Below are 21,184 nucleotides of genomic sequence, written 5' to 3'. Positions count from 1 at the left end.
ATTAGTTCAGGCCCTTATGCATGGCCTGTGCCATTTTCGAGATCGCCTGAATGTTCGCGGGTCCCGGCGTTAGTTCTTCGTACCGCAGACCGATCCAGCGTTCGTTTTTGACCGCATCGGTTTGCGACATCACCGGGTGTTCTTGCAGAAATTTGAACGTATCCGCCGCGCCATTTCCGGTTTGATAGTCCAACAGCACCAGGAACTCGGGGTTCGCGGCGGCGACGGCCTCCCAAGAGCTACGGCCCCAGCTTGTATCCATGTCATGGGTCACGTTCTGACCGCCCGCAGCGGCAATCATCGCATCAGGGATGGCGTATTTTCCGGCGGTGAAGGGCGCATCAGCGGGCCCGTCCAGCAGGAACACGCGCGGTTTCGGCAGATCGGCGGTTTTCGCTTCAATCGCGGCCAGCTCGTCTTTCCAGCCTGAAACCAACGCTTCGGCCTTGTCTTCAACATGCATGACCTTGCCCAGACGCAGGACATCGTCAAACAGCAGGTCCATGCTGGCCTTTGGGCGGTCCTTATGCAGGTGAACGCAGCTTTCCGACAGGATCATAGTCTTGATCCCGAAGGGCGCCAGCGTTTCCGGTGTCACATCACCGCCGGGCCGCATTCCGTAGTACCAACCGGCAAAGAACAGGTCGGGTTCAACGGCCACCAGGTTCTCGACCGTCGGATATTTCGGGGCCAGTTCCGGGATATCGCCGCGCAGCGAGTCGAACTCGGGGCTGGTTTTGTACCAGCCGGTAATCCCGGTCAGGCCGACGATCTTGTCTTGTAGACCCAGTGCAAAGGCCATGTCGGTCATGTTCATGTCATGCACGACCAGACGCTCGGGCTGGGTTTCAAACACCAGCGGTTCGCCGCAATTGTCGACGGTAACTTCATGCGCGGCGGCACCGCCCGCCATGGCTGTAACCAGCGCCACGGACAAGATGTGTTTCATTCGGAAATGCTCCTAACAGGGTTGGAAACTGAGGTTTTTCGGATGTCCAGCGCCGGGATCAAGCGGCCCTCGTGCTGGAAAAACAGGTAATCGACACCGAACGTGTCACGCACGCGGTCGGTGGTCAGCACGTCGGCCACAGGTCCGAACCCGGTAAGACGGGTGGATTTCATCAGCGCGACATGCGTCGCAAATTCCGGGATCATGACCAGATCGTGGACGATCATCACCACTGTGATTCCCAGCCCGGCCACCAGTGACAACATCCGCCCCTTGGCGTCCGGGTCCAGATGGTTGGTGGGCTCGTCCAGAAACAGCAGTGCCGGGTTTTGCGCCAATGCCCGCGCGATATGGGCGCGCTGCCGTTCCCCGCCCGACAGAACCGCCATGCGCTTGTCGGCCAGATCGTTCAGGCTGGTCAGGTCCAAAATTCGCGCAAGATCGGCGGCATGGGCCTCGGCCGAGCGGTCAGCCCGGATCGGGATCTGTCCCAGCGCTACATACTCGCGCAAGGAGAGCCGCCCGTCGGGATATTCCTGCTGGCTGACAACAGCGATCATCCGCGCACGCTCGGTCGCCGACATGCTGCGCAAATTTCGCCCCTTGAACAATACATTGCCGTCCGAAGGATGCTCGGACCCGCATAGAAGGTTCATCAGCGTTGTCTTGCCTGCGCCGTTGGGCCCAGCGATGGCCAGAACCGCGCCTTCGTGAAGCGCAAAGGTGATGTCCTGAAGCAGAACTTCGCCGTGATAGGCGTGATAACCGACGCCGTTGACCTGAAGGAACGCATGTTCGGTCATGTGGCCCCCGTCGCCAAGGGCGGCATCCGCGACAAGGTCTTGTGCAACAGCGCCTCGGGGCGATCCGTTGCCTTGGTCCAACCTGTGGAACTGTTTTGGTATTGCCGCGCGAAAGCGGCCAAAGCGTCGATATCGGCCGAGGTTTGAATTTCGCCAAACAGATATTGTGCTTTCGCACCCGCCTGAAATCCAACGGTAAGTGGGTGATCGCAACCGGCCATACACTCGATCATCCGTGTGCCGTAGCCCTCGGGCAGGCGCTCGCGCAGGGCCTCGGCAATCGATAGCGCCGCCTCTGCCCCTTGGCAGGTCGTGCAGATCAGCACCACATGATCCGTCATGCTCCGCCCCACCTGCATGCCAGACGGGCAGGGAGAGGAACGGTTCTGATGACATCGGGTCGATGTGACATTGAGCCTCTTTCCAGGACACCCCGCCCCGGTTTGGTTGCGTTTGAGATGGCAGGTCTCCTGACTCGCGGGTCTGTGCTTGGCCACCCTTCCCGACCTGATCCGGCCAGTGGGATATTGGCGTCGCTCACCGCCTACAGTTGCGGGGGCAGTTACGGATTTGGTCTGCACCTTACCGTATTCCCTTTTCATCCCGCGCGTGCAGCATCGGGAACCATCGTAGCGTCACTGCCTCAGATCAGAGCATGGGTCAATATGGATTCCGCAACGTTCCGGTGAAGACAGCGCAAAGGATATTGCTGCTCAGTGGGCAATCAGTTATGCTGCGACGCAGCAAAATTTGAAAGCCGAGGCTCCGTTTTGCGGGCTCAAGGGTGATGGACGTACTATTGTGACCCCGAACTGACCTGCATCAATTAAACCCGCGACCCAAGTCGGTAAGACGTCCGAAAAACCAAAGTTGGCACGCTATGAAAATCCAGGAAAACAAAACCTTCGAGCAGCTCAAGGTTGGCGACGCGGCACAACTGACCCGCTTGTGCACGGTTGACGACCTTTATGCTTTTGCCTCGGCCTCGGGCGATCACAATCCGCTGCATCTGGCAGCCTATGACGGGGATGGCGACGGCCTTGCCGAAGCCGTCGCACCCGCGCTGTGGCCCGCCGGTCTGGTCGCAGCCGTGCTGGGAAACTACATGCCCGGCGCCGGAACGCAGACTCGCCGCGCGGATTTGGCCTTCCACCTCCCGGTGCTTGCGGGTGAAGAACTGACTGCCTTTGTCGCTGTTGAGGAAAAGCGCGACGATGGTGATCTGCTCTGCTCAGCCGAAGTGCGACGGGTCGTTGACAATGCACTGGTTCTCAGCGGCACCGTTCAGGTCACACCGCCTTCGACGCATATGGAGTTCGACTCGGTCGAGGTCCCTGGCCTGATCGTGCAGCGGCACCGCCATTTCGACGCGCTGTTGGAAAAAGCGCGCCCACTAGAGCCGATGCCAACCGCCGTTGTTGCGCCAGAAGAGCCCAACTCTCTGAGCGGCGCGTTGCTGGGGCATGCCAATCATATTATTTCGCCGATCCTCGTCGGGGACCCCGATAAAATCGCCGCTGCTGCCGCTGAGCTGAGGGCCGACTTGTCTGGCATCGAAATTGTCGAGGCCCGCAGCCACGGCATCGCCGCGCACCGTGCCGTGGATCTTGTAGTCGACGGACGCGCGCAGACCCTGATGAAGGGGTATCTGCATACCGATGAGTTGCTGCACGCGGTTTTGCGTCGTGAAAAAGGGCTGCGCACAGGGCGGCGACTGTCACATGTGTTCGTAATGGATGTTCCGGGCATGTCGCGCCCGATCATGGTGACGGATGCGGCGGTGAATATTGCGCCTGATTTGGAAACCAAGGCGGATATCGTGCAAAACGCGATTCACCTGGCACATTCTTTGGGAATCGAACAGCCCAAGGTCGGCGTGTTGTCGGCGGTTGAGACGATCAACCCGCATATGCCGTCATCAGTCGATGCGGCCTTGCTGTCGAAAATGGCCGAGCGCGGTCAGATCACCGGCGGGTTGGTCGATGGGCCGCTGGCGATGGACAATGCGGTTGATCTGAACGCCGCCCGTACCAAAGGGATCACGTCAGAGGTTGCCGGTGCTGCCGATATTCTGGTCGCTCCTAATATTGAGGCCGGGAATATGGTGGCAAAACAGTTGACCTTCATCTCTCATGCCGAGGCGGCAGGGGTCGTGATCGGTGCGGCCGTTCCCATCATTTTGACGTCACGATCCGATGATGATGCCTCGCGATTGGCATCCTGTGCTGTAGCCGCGCTTCATGCGCATGCAAACAAGGGTAAAATCCATGGCTGATCATGTTGTGGCGCTGAACGCCGGGTCTTCTTCCCTGAAATTCGCGCTTTATGAGCTGGTTGAGGGCAATCGCCCCAGTATGCGCTGGCGTGGCCAGATCGAACGTTTGGGCGACGCACCACGTTTGCTGGCCCAATCCGCTGGAGGACGCTCGATCGACCGTCCTTTGACCAACACCAAAAGCCATGACGAGGCGATCCACGCCTTTCTGGAAATGGCGCGGGAATACCTGCCGGACATCCATGTACGTGCCATCGGGCACCGCGTCGTCCACGGGGGCACTGTTTATTCCGAGCCGGTGCGCATTGACGCCTCGGTTGTCGAGACGTTGTCTGGGTTCATACCTTTCGCGCCGCTGCATCAGCCCTATAGTCTTGCAGGGATACGCGCAGCCAGCGCGGCCTTCCCGGATACAGCGCAGATCGCCTGCTTTGACACGGCGTTCCATCGGACACACCCTTGGGTCAACGACACCTTCGCCCTGCCGCAGAGCTACTATAACAAAGGTGTACGACGGTACGGGTTTCACGGGCTCAGCTACGACTACATAACGCAAAAGCTGAAAGAGATCGCGCCGGGCTTGTACGACGGGCGCGTGGTTATTGCGCATCTGGGTAACGGGGCCTCGATGTGTGCGGTTTCGGGTGGTCGGGCGGTGGCCTCGACTATGGGGTTCTCGGCGCTGGACGGGTTGCCAATGGGAACGCGTAGCGGGCAGCTTGACCCTGGTGTTGTGCTTTACATGATGCAGCAGGAAGGCCTGTCGGCGGATGAGATTGCCGAGATTCTGTATCGCAAATCCGGTCTGCTGGGTCTGTCGGGGATATCGTCGGACATGCGCACCCTTCTGTCCGCTGACACGTCCGAGGCGCGTAAGGCCATTGACTATTACGTCTTCCGCATACGCCGCGAATTGGGCGCATTGTCAGCCGCACTGGAAGGGATCGACGCGCTGGTCTTTACGGGTGGTGTTGGCGAGAACTCGGCCGCAATCCGGCAGATGGTGTGTGACGGCATGCGTTGGATCGGGATCGAGATGGATCACGCCCGGAATGCCGATGGTGGCACGGTTCTTTCAACCGATTTCAGCCGCGTGCGGATTCTGTCGATTCCGACGAATGAGGAAATGGTGATCGCCCGCGCGGCTGCGAACCTAATGGAGTGACCTAGTCCTGCGGCTTTTTACGGGTCTTGGCGTATTTCAGCAGGACCCCAAGAAGTGCGCTGACAATTTCAGGTGTCAGCGTGCCAAGCGGATCGCGCCTAATGCCGGTTACGGCGTTGCGCGCATCCGCGAAGTTTTCTCGGATTTCGGTTTCAATATCTCGCAAAGCCATGTCTCGCAGTTCGACGGCATCCGACGTGTCTGTCTGTGCCGTCATGGAATTCGCAACTACCGCAAGCAGAACGGCCACCACCAGATCAATCCCGGCCACAATCAGCGCGGCCGAGGTCGTCGACAGAGTCTCTGACAGCCAGAAAAACCCGGCCACGTTCAGCATCACGGCGGCAAGACCCACGGCAAGACCTGCTGCGGCATAGATGCCTGTGCGCTTTGCGGCAACTGCGACTTGACGCTGTGCAATCAGCCGTTCAGCGCGCAAAATGATCGAGATATTTCGGGAAATGCGGCTCATGTCAGGCTCCTACCGGGATCGACCGATCATGTACCCAAGCGCAAAGACGCCAAGGGCGAATAGGATGGGCTTTTTATGCGGCAAATCCTCGAATTCTGTCAGAACTTCATCAATTTGGGCAGTCCAATGGCCGAGGTTGTCGACGAATGCATCGGCTGGTTCCGGGGCCTTGGGTGGCTCGGGGTTGGCGTGTTTGGCCAACTGGCGGCGCAGTTCGGCGACCTCTGCTTCCAATTCTGCTTTTGTTACCATGGTTGCGTCCCTCTACCGCGATGAACCGCATGTTAGACGGTTTTTCTGTTTCGGTAAAAGGGACTTATCCAGATAGTTGAGCGGGCCATTGCTTAGCCTGTGCGACACCAGACGCAATCATGATCCGAAAGCGGCGTACCTTCGTCCGAGATTGAAGTCAGAATGCCTTTGTCTAGACACTTCAGACCCCGTCCGGCCAGCCAATCCAGTTTCATGACCCGCTCAGGATGCGGAGTGATCAGGCTGGGTCGGGTTGTAGGACCTTCTGCGGTGAAAGACCATGAGTAGCCTTGGCGTTCGGCCAACCCAAACAAGGTTTCACGTCGCCAGTCAAAATCGGGGGGCAGATGGTTGCCCGTGTTCAGGTCCCCACCGATCAGAACGGGCAGTCCGGGCGCAAACGCGTCGATTTCATCTAACAACCGTTGGAACTGTTGATGGCGGTGCGCTGCATCTGCGTTGCTTTCCAGATGAGTGGACACAACGCAAAGCGAACCCTGCGTGGCCGGGATAATGGCGGCGATGGCATTGCGACCGCCGACCCGCGGTTGATCCGGGTCCGTCGCGCCAGGGTCCGAGGCAAACCAATGGCCGTGATCGTCCAGTCGGATCAGTGACGTGCGTTCAAACGGCACCGAGGACAGGATTGCGTTCCCATGCCAGCCAAGACTGTTGAAGTCATCCGTGCAAAAGCCCCGCTCGGTCGCGCCGCCGAGATCAAGTTCGTGAAACTCGACACCGAAGGCGTAGGTCATGTCAAGCGCGTCGGCCATCACTTCAGTGGTATGCCGCTGTGCAGTGCGGGCCATGCCGTGATCGACCTCGGACAACAAGACGATATCGGGGCAGACCTTGCCAAGATGTGCGGCGGTTTCTTCGGGGAAAAGACACCGTTCCACATTCCAGGCAGCCACTGTGAAATCGCTTTGCAAATGAGTGGACGTAGCACGGCCTCCAACTTGCACGGCATTCATGGCAGGCAGGCTGGACAGCAAATCGCGATGCGCTTCAGCCGTGCGCGGCGCAGCCAAGATCGCGTTACGCTGTTCCAGCGTCACGGCGGGCAATGTCTCAAACGTTTGCCCCGTCACAGTTTGCGCCCCGTTTCAGGATCAAACAGCCGCAGGGCCTCGGGCTTCAAATTCAATGTCGCGGTCCCGGTGGAGGCTGCATCATCCTTGCCGATCATCACCGAAAAAGGTTGTTCCCCCACCACGCCATGCAACAGGCGATGGGCGCCGAGCTCTTCCAGAATGTCCACACGGAACGGGATGTTGCCGTGATCGTCCAGTACCACATCCTCGGGGCGAATGCCCAAAGTCACCGGCCCGTTTTGCGAAGCAGGTGCTGGCATCAGACCGTCATAGCCATTGATGCGCACCTCGCCTTGCTCGACCTGAGCCCGGATCAGGTTCATCGGCGGTGCTCCCATGAATGAGGCCACAAAGGTCGAGGCCGGGTTGTGGTAGATTTCCGACGGCGTGCCGATCTGTTCGATCCGGCCAGCGTTCAAGACGATGATCCGGTCGGCCATCGTCATCGCCTCGACCTGATCATGGGTCACGTAGACGGCTGTGGTGCCAAGGCGGCGTTGCAATGCCTTAATCTCGATCCGCATCTGGTTGCGCAGCTTGGCGTCGAGGTTCGACAACGGTTCATCAAACAAGAACAGCGCCGGATCACGCACTACGGCGCGGCCCATGGCGACGCGCTGACGTTGACCACCCGACAGCTGCGCTGGTTTGCGGTCCAGATATTCGGTCAGGTTCAGCATCTTGGCGGCGTCTTCGACCTTGGCCGCGATCTCGGAGGCCGGGTTGCCGCGATTCTTGAGGCCATAGCCGATATTTTTTCGGACGGTCATATGCGGGTAGAGCGCATAGTTTTGGAACACCATCGCGATGTCCCGGTCCGCCGGATCCACGTCATTGACCACCCGGTCGCCGATCTTCAGTGTACCTTCGGTGATCTCCTCCAACCCCGCGATCATCCGCAGCAGGGTGGATTTGCCACAGCCCGAGGGGCCGACCAGCACGACAAACTCGCCGTCCTGAATGGTGAAGCTGGTGGTCTGAACCGCCTGAAAGCCGTTGGGATAGACCTTGCGGATGCCCTCTAATGAAACCTGAGCCATGCGCGTATTCCTTATTTGTCGGATTCTGTAAGGCCCTTAACGAACCAGTTTTGGAAAAAGACGACGATCGCCACGGGTGGGATCATCGCGACAATGGCCAGCGCCAATGCCTGCCCGTGTTCTGGGATCTGACTATCTGTGTAGGACAGCACGATCTGTTTGATGCCCCGGACCAGGGTGAAAAAGCTCTCATCCGTCGTGATCAGTGTCGGCCACAGATATTGGTTCCAGCCAAAGACAAACATGATGATGAAGATCGCAGCGATCATCGTCCGGCTAAGCGGTACAAGGATATCGACAAAGAACTTCCATGGGCCTGCGCCGTCAATCCGGGCGGCCTCGGCCAGCTCCTCAGGGACGGACATGAAGAACTGACGGAAAAAGAACGTGCCGGTTGCGGATGCGATCAGCGGTACGATCAGACCGGTATAGGTGTTTGTCAGGCCCAGTTTCTGGATCGCCTCGTATGAGGGCAGGATGCGCACCTCCAGCGGCAGCAACAGGGTGGTGAAGATCACCCAGAAGGCCAGCGTGGCAAAGCGCAGGCGAAAATAGACGATGGCATAGGCCGCCATCATCGAGATGATAATCTTGCCCATCGCAAAGCCGATGCCAAGGATGAAGGAATTCATCAGCATCAGCGTGCCATCCACCGTCTGGGTGAACCCACCCTTTTCGAACATGGCGGCATGGAAGTTCTTACCCAGATTGTCGCCCAGCGTCAGCTGCAACCCCTCGCGGTGGATCGTCACCGCGTCATGGCTGGCCGTGGTCAGCGCCAGCAGCGGTGGTATCATCATCAGCAAAGCGCCTAGGATCAGGACGGTGTGATCGCCGATCGCGCACCATTTGATGCGGCGGGGACGATGGGTTTCAACGGGAGTTTCGAGTGTTGTCTCAGCCATGTCCAAAGCCCTTACGTATAGTGAATCCGGCGTTCCACCAGGCGGAACTGAAACACGGTCAGGATCAGCACCAGCACCATCAGGATCACCGATTGCGCGGATGAGCCGCCAAGGTCATTGCCCCGGAACCCGTCCAGATAGACCTTGTAGACCAGCGTCATCGGGTTGTTGCCCGGCTCACCCTTCATCAGCGCGTCGATCACGCCAAAGGTGTCGAACAGCGCGTAGGTGATGTTGATGATTAGCAGGAAGAACGCGGTGGGGGCCAGCAGAGGGAAAGTCACCTGCCAGAACCGTCCGGTAGCCGAGCGGTTGTCGATCATCGCCGCCTCGCGCACGGATCGCGGAATGGATTGCAGGCCCGAGAGGAAAAAGATGAAATTGACCGGGATCTGCTTCCACACGGCCACGATGACCATAGCGGTGGCCGTGGCGTTATAGTCCACGCCCAGTTTGAAATCCCAGCCGAACATCTGGAAAAACTTGGTCAGCGGCCCAGTGCTTTGATCAAAGAATAGGATGCCCAGAAACCCGGCCACAGGTGGTGCGATGGCATAGACCCACATCAGAAGCGTGCGATAGGTCTTTGCCCCTCGGATTACCTTGTCCGCCTTGACCGCTAGCAGCAGCGCGATGGCGAGCGAAAAGAACGTCACAAGCACCGAATAAAGGATCGTGAACCCTGCCACGCGCTTGTACTGATCATTGCCCAGCAGCGAGGTATAGTTTTCCCCCCCTACAAAGGTCGAGCCGAACCCAAACGGGTCCTGCAAGTAGAACGAGGATTGCAAAGCCCAGCCCGCAGGCCAGTAGAAGAAGATGGCAATGATCAGCAGTTGCGGCATCAGCAGCGCCACAGGAAGCCAGATCGTGTCAAAGCCCGCGCGTTTCATGAATGGTTCCGTGCGAATAATGAGCGATGGTCGCACCCGGAGGCGCGACCATCCAGGGGGTGATAACGGGGATTAACCCTGGGTCTTACCAAAGCGTGCCAGCAGTTCGTTGGCTTCTTTTTCGATTGTTTTGAAGGCGGTCTCGACGTCGGTTTCACCAGTCAGGATACGTCCATATTCGCGGTTCATGATGTCGCGGATCTGGACGTAAAAGCCCATGCGGTAGCCCTTGGTGTTGTCGCCCGCCTTAGCCTGCAACTGGTTCACACCAACTTTGGCGGCCGGGAAGCGGTCATAATGGCCGTCTTTCTTGGCAACCTCATATGCGGCTTCGGTGATCGGTACGTATCCGGTTTCCTGGTGCCAGAAGTACTGGGTTTCAGGCGCGGTCAGGAAGCGGAAGAACTCAGCCGTGGCCTTGTTCTCGTCGTCCGATTTGCCGGACATTGCGAACAAAGCGGCGCCACCGATGAAGGTTTGGGTAGGCTCGGCGGTCACGGCTTCCCAATAGGGCAGCTCGGTTGCACTGAATTCGAACGGCAGGTCTTTTTGCAGGAGGCCACCAAAAGAGCCCGACGAACCCAGCCACATGGCGACTTTGCCTTCTTCGAACGGCTTGGCGTTGTCGCCCCAGCCGGTACCATACCATTCGAACAGACCTTCGTCTTTCCAATCGGTCACGGCGGTGAAGTGGGCCTTGATGGCGTCATTGTTCACCAGGATCTGCGTGTCGATGCCGTCATAGCCATTGTTGTTGGTGGCAAACGGCAGGTTGTGGCGCGACATGAAGTTTTCGGTGAAAATCCAGGGCAGGTGCGACTGGCTGAGCGCGATGTAGCCCGCGTCTTTCAGCGCAGGAGCAGTGGTTGTCTGGAACTCTTCCCAGGTTTTCGGCGGAGTGACACCTGCAGCTTCCAGCGCGTCCACGTTGAAATACAGGATTGGCGTGGACGAGTTGAAGGGCATGCCGATCATCTTGCCGTCGCTGTCGGCATAGAAATACCGCACACCGGCGATGTAGTCGTTGATGTCGAAATTCACGCCATTATCGGCCAGCAGATCCTGAACGGGGATAGTTGCTCCCTTGGCTCCGATCACGGTGGCGGCACCGGCGTCGAAGACCTGCATGACGTTGGGCTGCTCGCCCGCACGGAAGGCGGCGATACCTGCGGTCAGTGTTTCTTCATAGCTGCCCTTGTAGACCGGAGTGATCTTGTAATCGTCCTGCGAGGCGTTGAAATCTTCGGCAATCTTGTTGACGGTTTCACCCAGTTGGCCGCCCATTGCGTGCCACCATGTGATCTCGGTTTCGGCAAAAGTTGCGGTCGCAGTAAAGGCGAGCGCGGCGGCGGTAGCGCTGAAGGTCAGCTTGGTCATGTCTCTCTCCGGTTTGGCCGCGGACCAAGGTTTTGGTCAGCGCACCAGGTTGCGGGGCCGAAGCCCCAGGCAGCGTCAAAAATCTGCACAAATAGGGCGAATCCCATTCGTGATGCACTTCTTGTGCACACGTGGTCACATACGCTTTGCATGTGACAGTTCGGTGAAAGATTTTTTGCATTATTGACAAATTATTCAGAAACAGAGGACAGCTAGTGCGTGAGCAGTGACAATGAATATAACACCCCGCGACCCCGGCGGGTGACTGCCCAGATTGTGGCCGAAGCGGCAGGTGTATCGCGGTCGTCTGTGTCACGCGCGTTCACACCTGGCGCCTATCTGGATGCGGATAAGCGGAAAAAGATACATGAGGTCGCGGCGCAGATGGGGTATCAGCCCAATGCGCTGGCGGCAGGGCTGAAAGATGGTCGCTCGCATCTTGTCGCTGTTTTTGTCGGAAATATGCGCAGTGCTTATGACACCGAGTTCGTAATGGCTTTGGTTGGGCAATTGAACGCGCTGAACAAATGGCCGATCCTGATCGACGGCGGCGATCAGTCTGCGGAAAAGGCAATTCAGCAAGTCTTGCGCTACCCGTTGGACGCGTTGATCCTGCGTGGTGGAAGTATGCAGGCCGAAGTCGTCACGCAATGCAGCAAGATCGGGGTTCCAATGATTTCCGCTGGGCGCGTCGTCGAGGCCCAGGGTGTTGACAATGTTTGTTGTCGAAACGCCGAGGGCACCCGGATTGCCACTCGGGTTCTGATCGAAAAGGGAAGAAAGAAATTCGGCTATATCGGTGGCCCCGAGGCTTTCTCCTCTTCTAGCGGTCGCCGGGCTGGGGTACTGGACAGTTTGGCTGAGGCTGGGCTTTCGCTGGTTGCCGAAACCGACGGCGACTTCACTGTCGACGCCGGCCACAGGGCGGCCACCCGCCTGCTGACCATGCATTCGCTGGATGCATTGATTTGTGCCAATGATGCAACCGCGATTGGGGCTTTGACAGCGGCCCGAGACTTGGGAGTATCAGTTCCAGAAACCCTGTCAGTTGTGGGGTTCGATGATATTGAGATGGCTGGCTGGCCAACATTCGATCTGTCAACGGTTTGCAATCCGATCGACGAAGCCGTCGAGCACGTCATCCAACTTTTGGAGAAACGGCTTAAGAACCCTTTGAAAGCCAGCGAAACAATTCTGATTAAACCTCACTTCGTGCCCCGCGGCACGCATTGAGATTTTCAGTAATCGGCCACCAGCAGGAAATCGGGCGCGGCATCTTCCTCGATCGTGGCAAAGCGCGGAATTGGGTCCTCGAACACATTGTCGGTTCGGTCATCGTTGACGGTTGAGACTTCGCCTATCAGGCAATCGCCTTTCTCCGCCCAAAAGGCATGCCAGATACCCGGCATCAATGTCACGCTTTCACCGGGCTTCAGGCGCAACAGTTCACCGGGTTGGATCGTGACCGGGCAGTTGTCGCTTGGTACAATGACCGGGTTGTCGCGATCGATGCCGCCATCCGTGTCCGAGGCATAGATCTCCATCACCAGATCACCGCCGCCCCGGTTGATGATGTCTTCGGCCTTCACGATATGGCGGTGCATAGGTGAGAGTTGTTTGTCCCGCGAGACCAGCAGTTTTTCCGCATAAAGCATACCGCGCCCTTTGCTCAGGTCCGTGACATCGCCGTTGCGCAGTGTAAACAAGAACAATCCAAGCTCATCAAATCGGCCCTGACCGTAATCGGTGATATCCCAGCCCAATCCCCGCGCGCGAATGCCATCGGCCCGAGCGCTGCGCATCTGTTCAGGCGACCATGTTGCGAAAGGAGGCAGAACCGCACCAAAGGAATGAATGAACGCCTCGGCTGCGGATTTGATCTCGTTGATTTCGGAACGTTTCATCGGTTTGGCCTTCGTGGTCAGAGTTCGTGTGCCCAGGGCGGATTCGCCCCGGCGCGGGATACGGTGACGGCGGCAACCTCGGCCCCTTTGCTTAGAGCAGATCGTATGGCACTGACGTCCACCGAGCGTAGACCGGATTTGGTCAACAAGCCGTCCGCGTCAAGCTGGGCCAGAACGCCCGCATTGAACGTGTCGCCCGCTCCGACTGTGTCGACCACCTGCACCTGTTTGACCGACACCGAGGTCTCGGACCCGTCGTGTAGATAGGCCGAGGCGCCCTCGCTGCCCTTGGTAATAATGACAACAGACGGTCCGGCTTCCAGCAGGGCAGGGACTTTCTCGGTCAGGGATTCAGGTCCGGGGACGATCCAATTCAAGTCTTCGTCAGATACTTTTACGATGTCGGCCTGTTCGATCATGCGGTTCAGGCGGGTGCGGTACCGGGTCTCATCCGCGATAAAGCCGGGGCGGATATTGGGGTCGAGCATCACAGCGCACGCGTCGGCATGTTGGTCCAACAAGGCCGCATACGCATCCGCACAAGGTTCGCAGGCCAGGCTGATACCACCGAAATAGAGCGCTGTGGTGCCGGGCAACTGCGCGGGCATATCCTCGGGCCGCAGCATCCGCCCGGCCGAGTTTTCATCTAGAAAGCTGTAGCTGGCCTGTCCGTCCTTCAACTGCACAAAGGCCAGTGTCGATGGACGGTCGGAGCGGATGACATGAGTCTGATCCACGTGGCTGTCGGTCAGCGCGTCGGACAGTTGTGCCCCGAACATGTCGCTGGACAAGCCAGTCAGCATCCCAACCGACGCGCCCAGACGACCAAGCGCTATGGCGGTGTTGAAGATCGCTCCGCCTGAATGGGGGACAAAGCCCTGTGCCCCGTCGGTGGTTGGGGTGGGGATCATGTCGATCAGCGCTTCACCGCAGCACAGGATCATGCCGGGACCTTTCCAGTTTGGCCGCGTCAGGCCATCCGACGCGCGAGGGCACTTTTGCAGAAATTGTTAGCGCCAACAATGCCAAATTCATCCTGTTCCGAGACATAGAGGTTCATCGACCGGCGTAGCTCACTGAACCGACCCCCGGCGTTGAAAGCGTCGCGGAAGGTGTCCTTGAACAGCCAACGGTTCTTTTCGGCCACGCCGCCCACCAGAAAAACACCGCCCGCTGGCATCATGGTCAGAGCCATATCGCCCATGACAGCCCCCAGATGAGTGGTGAACATATGGGCCGCGCGTACCGCATGAGGGTCGGTTTGGGCCAGCGCGTCTTGCAGGATATCCTTTGCGGGACGGGTTTCCGCGTTGGTTTGACCGGCTGCGAGTTGGATGGCTTGGTAGAGGATGGGCAGGCCGGTGCCGCTCAGGAACATCTCGGCCTCAAGGGTCAGCGAGTCGTCAAAGAAACACTCGGTCGCGACCTCGCGGGCGGCGCGAAATACTTCAACCTCGTCAGCGTGGCGCGGGGACAGGCCTACATGGCCGCCTTCGCCAGATGCCGTATGGTAGTGCCCCTCGGAATAGAGCAGCGACCCAACCCCAAGCCCGGTGCCCGGCCCAACGACCAAGCGAGTGCCGACCGGCGGGGTTTCCGCACCTTGCAAAACCTCGACGTCACCGGCCCTGATTTCAGCCACAGACCACGCGGCTGCGGTGAAGTCATTGATCACAAAAGTATGTTGCGCGCCGGTCGCGCGTCCGATGTCGTCCTCGGACAAATCAAGCTGCGCGTTGGTCAGTCGGATCGTACCATCCCGCACAGGGCCCGCCCCGGCGGCGACAACCGCGCGGGGGTCGGTGCCAACCTCGTCGCGCAGGCTGTGAAACGCCTCGAGCAGTTGCGGCAGCTGTCCCGTTGGGTATTTGCGCAGATCGGTTAGTCTCCCGTTTGAGATAACCCCCAAACGGGTGTTGGTCCCGCCGACATCGGCCACCAGATTCCAGTGTTCATGCATGGCTCCGGCGGGTTGTGCTAAGGGGACAGAGACTTGTGCACCGGCGAGGGCAGTTTTCACCGCCTCAAAGGACGCCTTGGGCGTCCGCCCCATCGTGTCGAAATCCACATCAACCAGACCAAAGCGCTTCTCGTAGCCAAGGGCCCATTCGTAGTTGTCCAGGAGCGACCAGATAAAATAGCCTTTGACGGGCACATCCTGATCCAACGCGTCTTTCACAGCGGCCCAATGCTGGTTGAGGTAGTCGATCCGGTCCTCATCTTGCTGGCGCTCAGAGCTGGCCATGCCATTTTCGGTCACATAGATCGGCAGATCGCCGGTATATTCACGAGCGGCCCGGGTCAGGAAACGTGTCAGGGCGGAAGGCTCAATTTCCCACCCCATTTGCGTTTTGGGCAGGGGGCCAGGGACCTCTTGCAGGCTGGGCCAGGCGGTGTCGGCGGGCGCGATCAGTTTGCGGGTGTAGTAGTTCAGCCCGCACCAGTCCACGGGCGCGCCGATCGTGTCGAAATCATCCTGCCAGCCAGCGGGTAGATAGGGTTCCAACCCGTCCAGAACATTTTGCGGATAGGCTTTGTTGAATACGCCGCCCAGAAAGAACCGGTTGTAGATACCGTCATACAAGTCAGCGGCTTTGCGCGCCTCGGCGCTGTCATCGGCGGGTTCGGCCCATTCCAGATTGAACACCGCTCCCAAGTTGGACATGCCCAGACCACGCATCGCCTCGATCGCGCGGCCATGCGCCAGCAGAACAAAATGCATCGCGCGAGCCGTCGCGCGGATATCGCGCAGGCCCGGGGCGTGGTGACCGTCGAAGTGGCTCAGCCAGCTTACGCACCAGGGTTCGTTGATGGGGGCAACACTGAACATCCGGTCGCCGATGCGGCCCATAATGACCTCAGTGAAGTCGGCGAACCACCCAGCGATATCCCGATTTCGCCAGCCGCCCAGATCCGCTAGCGGCGAGGGCAGTTCCCAATGATAGAGCGTCGCACAGGGGCGAATGCCGCGTTCCAGCAGAGCATCGGCTAGTCGGTCGTAATAGTCCAACCCGGCTTGGTTCACGGCCCCACGTCCTTCGGGCAGAACCCGGGCCCAGCTGGTTGAAAAGCGATAGCAATCAAAACCGGCTTCGCGCACCAGATCAAAGTCCTGATCGAAACGGTTGAGGTGATCGCAGGCGAGGTCTCCGTTTTCGCCCCGCACCACATTGCCGGGCGTGTTCGCAAACGTGTCCCAATGGGTCTGACCTGCGCCACCCTGCGCGTGGCCTTCGATCTGATAGGCAGAGGTTGCGACACCAAAGAGGAAATCTTTGGGGAAATCAGTACGGGTATATTTCATGTTCAGAACCTGTCAGGAGCGGGGCCGGTCGAGCCGCCAACTACCAGTTCGGCCTCCAGCAATCTAGTTTTAACCGGGTCGTCCGGTGATTTGATCCGGTCGATCAGCATTTCGGCGGCGATTTCCCCAGCCTGCCGGACCGAGGATCGCGTTGCTGTAAAGATCGGCACGTCTTGTCCATTCTTGAGATAGGACAGGTCGTCATCATGGGCGATAACCGATACATCGCGCCCCATTTTCAGCCCAGCCTCATTCAAAGCGCGTCGCACCCCGATGGCAGATATCATTGACGAGACCAATATGGCCGTAGGGGGGTTGTCCAGCTGCAGCATGTCGCGGGCTTCGTGATGGCCGTAAACCTCGGTCATCTCGGCGCTGCGCATTAGGGCGGGTTCGGGCGTCAGATCAGCTTCTTGCAGAGCCTGCAGATATCCTTCGCGGCGACGTTGGGCGAAGTCCATATCCTCTAGCCCATTGATCAGAGAGATACGTTTATGTCCCAGATCAACCAGAAAACGGGTCGCCCTCAGGAATGAGCTTTTGTTGTTAACGTCGACCCAGTCATAAGGCACCTCGATCCCGGTCGAGCGGCCATGGACGATGAACGGAACCGCCATGCGGGTCAAAACCTCGATCCGGTGTTCGTTGACCTTGGGGCCTTGCAGAACGACCCCGTCGACAGCGCCACGTTGGAAGAGGTCCCGATAGGTTCGTTCGATCGAGGTATCGTCGGCATTGGTGAACATCATGTCATAGCCATGCGCGCCATAGGTTCGAGCGGCCCCGGCGACAAAATCCCCGAAGATCGGGTTGACCATTTCATGTTGCGAGGAACTGGGGATCACGTGCCCGATCACCATAGAACGCCCCGTGGCCAGTCCCTTAGCGCGGCTGTTCGGGCGATAGCCGTGTTTGGTCGCCGCAGCCTGAACCCGCTCTCGCGTGGCCTCGTTCACCTCGGGGTATCCGTTCAGCGCGCGACTGACCGTTGTTTGCGAAAGACCGAGGATTTCTGAGAGCTGCTTTAGGTTCATTTCGCTTCAAAGCGCCTTCAAATTGGTGGCAAAACTGTTGTGGGTGGGTTTTCCTATTGGGTCAACCTGTTTCTACTCACCGTGTGTTTTATTAATTTTTAGGCGAATTTCAAACCTAATATTGACAGAACTTGAATGTTAGCGGATAACACCCGTCATTCAAAGCGCTTTGAAAACTGAGTCTCATGGGCGCAACAGAGTTGGGAGGAGAATTCATGAAACACTCGCTTTACGCAGGCGCGGCAACGTTCGCCCTGATGGCGGGCGCGGCGCATGCCGACAAGGTCACGGTGTTTGGCCCCTGGTTGGGACCGGATCAGGAAAATGTCGAAAAGGTGCTGGACGGCTTTGCTGCCGCGACCGGGCATGAGTACGCCTATGTCGGCTCGGATAGTTTCGAACAGCAGATCCGCATCGATGCGGAAGCAGGATCTGCCCCTAACGTTGCGGTGTTCCCGCAGCCCGGTCTGGCGGCGGATATGGCCAAATCCGGCTTTCTGACGCCTTTGGCAAATGGCACATCCGATTGGATTCGCGACAATTACGCTGCGGGTCAATCCTGGGTCGATCTGGGGACTTACGCAGGTCCGGACGGCGCAGACAATCTTTACGGATTTTTCTACAAGGTCGATGTGAAATCGCTGGTCTGGTATGTTCCCGAGAACTTCGAAGACGCCGGGTACGAAGTGCCGACCACGATGGAAGAACTCAAAGCTCTGACGGACCAGATCGTGGCGGACGGCGAGACGCCTTGGTGTATCGGTCTGGGGTCTGGCGGAGCGACCGGCTGGCCCGCGACCGACTGGGTTGAGGACATGATGCTGCGCACGCAATCGCCCGCGGATTATGACGCCTGGGTCGCAAATGAGATGAAGTTCAATGACCCAAAGGTCATCGCGGCCATCGAAGAATTCGGAGCCTTCGCCCGCAATGACGACTATGTCGCTGGTGGGGCAGGGGCCGTAGCCACAACCGATTTCCGCGACAGTCCCAAAGGCATGTTCAGCTCTCCGCCGCAATGCTATCTGCACCGTCAGGCATCGTTCATTCCGGCTTTCTTCCCGGAAGGCACGGTCGTGGGTGAGGATGCGGATTTCTTCTATTTCCCAGCCTATGAAAGCAAAGACTTGGGCAGCCCGGTTCTGGGTGCCGGCACACTTTGGGCGATCACCAATGACAGCCCCGGCGCTCATGCTTTGATCGAGTATCTACAGACCCCCGAAGCGCACGAGACCTGGATGCAATTGACCGGGTTCCTGACACCGCATAAGGGCGTTGATACCTCGCTTTTCTCGGACCCGACGTTGAAGAAGATGAACGACATCCTTCTAGGTGCGACCACCTTCCGGTTTGACGGGTCTGACCTAATGCCCGGCGGTGTTGGCGCAGGGACGTTCTGGACCGGCATGGTCGACTATGCTGGCGGGGCCTCGGCGGAAGAGGTTGCCAACGAAATCCAATCCTCCTGGGACGCGCTGGACTAAGCGTTCCTGATCGGGCAACCCGCCAGTTCGGGTTGCCTGCCACCGTCGCAAGGGAGACGCGGCATGCATCCGGCATTACAGGGCCTGCTGACCATCGCCATCGGCGTGTCAGGGTGTGTGGGCTATTTCTACCTCTCCAACCAATTTCTGGACAAAGTGCTGTTCCCGGCGCGCGGCCCGAATGCAGGGCGCAATATCAACCGCGCTAACATGATCCGTCCGTGGTTGTTTCTGTTCCCGGCGTTGGCGGCTTTGGGCCTGTATCTGGCCTATCCGGTGGTCGAAACGCTGCGCTTGTCCCTTACGAATCGGGTACCCGGTGGTGGTTATGAATGGGTGGGCCTGGAAAACTACATCCAGATGGCGAATGAGCCCAAGTTCTGGGAAGCCATGCGCAATAACATGTTCTGGTTAATCATTGTGCCGGCGATGTCCACTGCTTTGGGTCTTTTGGTTGCGCAACTGACCGACCGCATTCGTTGGGGCAATATCGCCAAGTCGCTGATCTTCATGCCGATGGCGATTTCTTTTGTGGGTGCATCGGTGATCTGGAAGCTGGTCTATGACACTCGCCCGGCCGAACAGGATCAGATCGGGATGCTGAACGCGCTTTATATCTTCTTTGGCGGGACCGAGCCGCAAACTTGGCTGACCATCCCGTTCTGGAACAGTTTCTTCCTGATGGTCGTCCTGATCTGGATTCAGACCGGTTTTGCAATGGTGATCCTGTCCGCGGCCCTGCGTGGCATTCCCGAAGAAACCGTCGAGGCCGCCATTCTGGACGGCGCCAACCCGTTCCAGATTTTCTTCCGTATCAAAGTGCCGCAGATCAAAACCACCATTCTGGTCGTATGGACCACGATCACCATCACCGTGCTCAAGGTCTTTGATATCGTCTTTGCCATGACCAACGGCCAGTGGGAGACACAGGTTCTCGCCAACTACATGTATGACAAGCTGTTCCGTGCCAATGACTGGGGGGTGGGGTCGGCCTCGGCCATGGTGATCATGCTGCTGGTCACTCCGATCCTGATCTGGAATGTGCGCAACGCGCGCAAAGAGATGGAGTGAGGCCATGAGTGATATTGCAGGAACCAAACCGGCGCTGCGCTGGGTCGTCCATGCCTCGGTCATATTTCTGGTCGTGCTTTGGGTGGTGCCAACACTGGGGCTGTTGATCTCGTCTTTTCGCACGGCCGATCAGATTGCCACAAGCGGCTGGTGGAAATCTCTCTTCCCGTCTGAACAGAACCTGACTTTGCGGTCCGCCGCGCCGGACACACAGGTGCTGGAAAACGGGACTTACGTCATCGAAGGCAACCTGTTCGACGCGGGAACGACGGCTACGATCTCACAATGGGGTGTCAGCTCTCGAGCCGTGGATGCGTTTGTTCCGGGTGACACTGCTGAGCTGCGTCGGGGGGGTACGATCACCGTGGACGCGCAAGGCAACTACCGGATGGAGAATTCGGAAGAATTTACCGGCAGCCGGGGCGCCCGTGTGTTCGTGACCGCAGAATTGCCGCCCGAGTTCACGCTGGCCAACTACCACAAGGTTTTGTTGGCCGAAGATTCCTCGGACAGCATGGGGCGGGCGTTCTTCAATACTTTGACTGTGACCATCCCTGCGACAATCATTCCGATCTTGGTGGCCGCCTTTGCGGCCTATGCGTTGGCGTGGATGGATTTCCCCGGCCGCGCCCTGCTGATTGCTGCCGTAGTTGGATTGTTGGTGGTGCCGTTGCAACTGGCGCTGATCCCACTTTTGAAATTCCACCTCAATATCGGGATCGGGAAAGGCTATCTTGGGGTTTGGATGGCCCATACCGGCTTCGGGATGCCGCTGGCAATCTACCTGCTGCGCAACTACATGGCTGGCCTTCCCCGAGACCTGATCGAAAACGCACGGGTCGACGGAGCGACCGAGTTTCAGATCTTCACCAAACTGATCCTGCCTCTGAGTTTCCCGGCGCTGGCCTCTTTTGCGATCTTCCAGTTCCTGTGGACTTGGAATGATCTGCTGGTTGCCAAGGTCTTTTTGATCGACGCGTCTGGTCAGACCACCGTCATGACCAACCAGATTGTCGAGCTGCTGGGCACGCGGGGCGGCAACTGGGAAATTCTGGCCACAGCGGCCTTTGTCTCGATCGCCGTGCCGCTGATCGTTTTCTTCGCAATGCAAAAATATCTGGTCCGGGGCCTGCTGGCCGGATCCGTCAAATAGAGGCTTCTG

20 protein-coding genes, 1 pseudogene and 1 riboswitch are annotated in these 21,184 nt (G+C 58.4%); of the genes and pseudogenes, 6 read left to right on the top strand and 15 right to left on the bottom strand.

Features of this window, described 5'->3' with window-relative positions; translation table 11 throughout:
- Window position 1: 1 nt before the first annotated feature.
- From ACR0CA_RS07170 to ACR0CA_RS07160, 3 genes are read right to left on the bottom strand one after another with little or no spacing between them, the layout of a single operon-like run.
- Window positions 2–949, bottom strand: a complete 948-nt coding sequence (locus ACR0CA_RS07170) for an ABC transporter substrate-binding protein (protein ID WP_480859071.1) — start codon at window positions 947–949, stop codon at window positions 2–4.
- Window positions 946–1,752, bottom strand: a complete 807-nt coding sequence (locus ACR0CA_RS07165; RefSeq protein WP_170773444.1) for an ABC transporter ATP-binding protein — start codon at window positions 1,750–1,752, stop codon at window positions 946–948. The genes ACR0CA_RS07170 and ACR0CA_RS07165 overlap by 4 nt, the downstream gene beginning before the upstream one ends.
- Entirely contained in the window at window positions 1,749–2,093 is a 345-nt protein-coding gene (locus tag ACR0CA_RS07160) for a DUF1636 family protein (protein WP_170785883.1), read from the bottom strand. The genes ACR0CA_RS07165 and ACR0CA_RS07160 overlap by 4 nt, the downstream gene beginning before the upstream one ends.
- A gap of 102 nt (window positions 2,094–2,195) precedes the next feature.
- Window positions 2,196–2,395, bottom strand: a riboswitch (cobalamin riboswitch).
- A gap of 237 nt (window positions 2,396–2,632) precedes the next feature.
- Between ACR0CA_RS07160 and ACR0CA_RS07155 the strand changes: the two genes are divergently transcribed.
- The gene (locus ACR0CA_RS07155; protein ID WP_480897958.1) at window positions 2,633–4,027 is read left to right on the top strand and encodes a bifunctional enoyl-CoA hydratase/phosphate acetyltransferase; all 1,395 of its coding nucleotides are present in this window, start codon (window positions 2,633–2,635) and stop codon (window positions 4,025–4,027) included.
- Complete coding sequence (locus tag ACR0CA_RS07150; RefSeq protein ID WP_170789985.1) at window positions 4,020–5,192, top strand: acetate/propionate family kinase; 1,173 nt, start codon at window positions 4,020–4,022, stop codon at window positions 5,190–5,192. Before ACR0CA_RS07155 ends, ACR0CA_RS07150 begins: the two co-directional genes overlap by 8 nt.
- A gap of 1 nt (window position 5,193) precedes the next feature.
- Here ACR0CA_RS07150 and ACR0CA_RS07145 read toward each other — a convergent pair whose 3' ends face one another.
- The 7 genes from ACR0CA_RS07145 to ACR0CA_RS07115 all read right to left on the bottom strand — a co-directional run bounded on the left by ACR0CA_RS07145 (window position 5,194) and on the right by ACR0CA_RS07115 (window position 11,225).
- A complete protein-coding gene (locus tag ACR0CA_RS07145) occupies window positions 5,194–5,664 on the bottom strand; it encodes a phage holin family protein (RefSeq protein WP_480503765.1) in 471 nt (156 codons plus the stop codon).
- Between the two features lie 9 nt (window positions 5,665–5,673).
- Window positions 5,674–5,916 carry a hypothetical protein gene (locus ACR0CA_RS07140; RefSeq protein ID WP_480897957.1) on the bottom strand — a complete coding sequence of 81 codons (243 nt, stop codon included), beginning with the start codon at window positions 5,914–5,916 and terminating at the stop codon, window positions 5,674–5,676.
- Between the two features lie 92 nt (window positions 5,917–6,008).
- Window positions 6,009–7,007, bottom strand: coding sequence for an endonuclease/exonuclease/phosphatase family protein (locus ACR0CA_RS07135; protein WP_480897956.1), 999 nt, complete (start codon window positions 7,005–7,007; stop codon window positions 6,009–6,011).
- A complete protein-coding gene (locus ACR0CA_RS07130) occupies window positions 7,004–8,050 on the bottom strand; it encodes an ABC transporter ATP-binding protein (RefSeq protein ID WP_170773458.1) in 1,047 nt (348 codons plus the stop codon). The genes ACR0CA_RS07135 and ACR0CA_RS07130 overlap by 4 nt, the downstream gene beginning before the upstream one ends.
- A gap of 11 nt (window positions 8,051–8,061) precedes the next feature.
- Entirely contained in the window at window positions 8,062–8,955 is an 894-nt protein-coding gene (locus tag ACR0CA_RS07125; RefSeq protein WP_480897954.1) for an ABC transporter permease subunit, read from the bottom strand.
- A gap of 11 nt (window positions 8,956–8,966) precedes the next feature.
- Window positions 8,967–9,848 carry an ABC transporter permease subunit gene (locus ACR0CA_RS07120; RefSeq protein ID WP_170773471.1) on the bottom strand — a complete coding sequence of 294 codons (882 nt, stop codon included), beginning with the start codon at window positions 9,846–9,848 and terminating at the stop codon, window positions 8,967–8,969.
- A 72-nt stretch (window positions 9,849–9,920) separates the two neighbouring features.
- Window positions 9,921–11,225 carry an extracellular solute-binding protein gene (locus ACR0CA_RS07115; protein ID WP_480897952.1) on the bottom strand — a complete coding sequence of 435 codons (1,305 nt, stop codon included), beginning with the start codon at window positions 11,223–11,225 and terminating at the stop codon, window positions 9,921–9,923.
- Window positions 11,226–11,444: 219 nt separating this feature from the next.
- Here ACR0CA_RS07115 and ACR0CA_RS07110 point away from each other — a divergent pair, with 219 nt between their 5' ends.
- Entirely contained in the window at window positions 11,445–12,458 is a 1,014-nt protein-coding gene (locus ACR0CA_RS07110; RefSeq protein WP_480503771.1) for a LacI family DNA-binding transcriptional regulator, read from the top strand.
- 5 nt (window positions 12,459–12,463) lie between these two features.
- Here the strand turns inward: ACR0CA_RS07110 and ACR0CA_RS07105 are convergent, their stop codons facing one another.
- From ACR0CA_RS07105 to ACR0CA_RS07085, 5 genes and pseudogenes are all read right to left on the bottom strand, one after another.
- Window positions 12,464–13,129: a D-lyxose/D-mannose family sugar isomerase gene (locus tag ACR0CA_RS07105; protein ID WP_170785901.1), complete on the bottom strand. Its 666-nt coding sequence runs from the start codon at window positions 13,127–13,129 to the stop codon at window positions 12,464–12,466.
- Window positions 13,130–13,146: 17 nt separating this feature from the next.
- The gene (locus tag ACR0CA_RS07100) at window positions 13,147–14,073 is read right to left on the bottom strand and encodes a carbohydrate kinase family protein (RefSeq protein ID WP_480859056.1); all 927 of its coding nucleotides are present in this window, start codon (window positions 14,071–14,073) and stop codon (window positions 13,147–13,149) included.
- Window positions 14,074–14,099: 26 nt separating this feature from the next.
- Window positions 14,100–15,089: a glucokinase gene (locus ACR0CA_RS07095; protein ID WP_480898263.1), complete on the bottom strand. Its 990-nt coding sequence runs from the start codon at window positions 15,087–15,089 to the stop codon at window positions 14,100–14,102.
- Between the two features lie 42 nt (window positions 15,090–15,131).
- Window positions 15,132–16,433: pseudogene (locus tag ACR0CA_RS07090) on the bottom strand (GH1 family beta-glucosidase); the annotation flags it as partial.
- Window positions 16,434–16,435: 2 nt separating this feature from the next.
- Window positions 16,436–17,467 carry a LacI family DNA-binding transcriptional regulator gene (locus ACR0CA_RS07085; protein ID WP_480897950.1) on the bottom strand — a complete coding sequence of 344 codons (1,032 nt, stop codon included), beginning with the start codon at window positions 17,465–17,467 and terminating at the stop codon, window positions 16,436–16,438.
- Window positions 17,468–17,682: 215 nt separating this feature from the next.
- Here ACR0CA_RS07085 and ACR0CA_RS07080 point away from each other — a divergent pair, with 215 nt between their 5' ends.
- The 3 genes from ACR0CA_RS07080 to ACR0CA_RS07070 all read left to right on the top strand — a co-directional run bounded on the left by ACR0CA_RS07080 (window position 17,683) and on the right by ACR0CA_RS07070 (window position 21,175).
- Entirely contained in the window at window positions 17,683–18,951 is a 1,269-nt protein-coding gene (locus tag ACR0CA_RS07080; RefSeq protein WP_480897948.1) for an ABC transporter substrate-binding protein, read from the top strand.
- Between the two features lie 63 nt (window positions 18,952–19,014).
- Window positions 19,015–20,022, top strand: a complete 1,008-nt coding sequence (locus tag ACR0CA_RS07075) for a carbohydrate ABC transporter permease (RefSeq protein ID WP_170773488.1) — start codon at window positions 19,015–19,017, stop codon at window positions 20,020–20,022.
- A 4-nt stretch (window positions 20,023–20,026) separates the two neighbouring features.
- Window positions 20,027–21,175, top strand: coding sequence for a carbohydrate ABC transporter permease (locus ACR0CA_RS07070; RefSeq protein ID WP_170773490.1), 1,149 nt, complete (start codon window positions 20,027–20,029; stop codon window positions 21,173–21,175).
- The last annotated feature ends 9 nt before the right edge of the window (window positions 21,176–21,184 follow it).

This window comes from Ruegeria sp. F12 (genome assembly GCF_056533885.1).
Note: the sequence above shows the minus strand (reverse complement) of the source record. Positions and strands in the feature narration are given on the sequence as shown.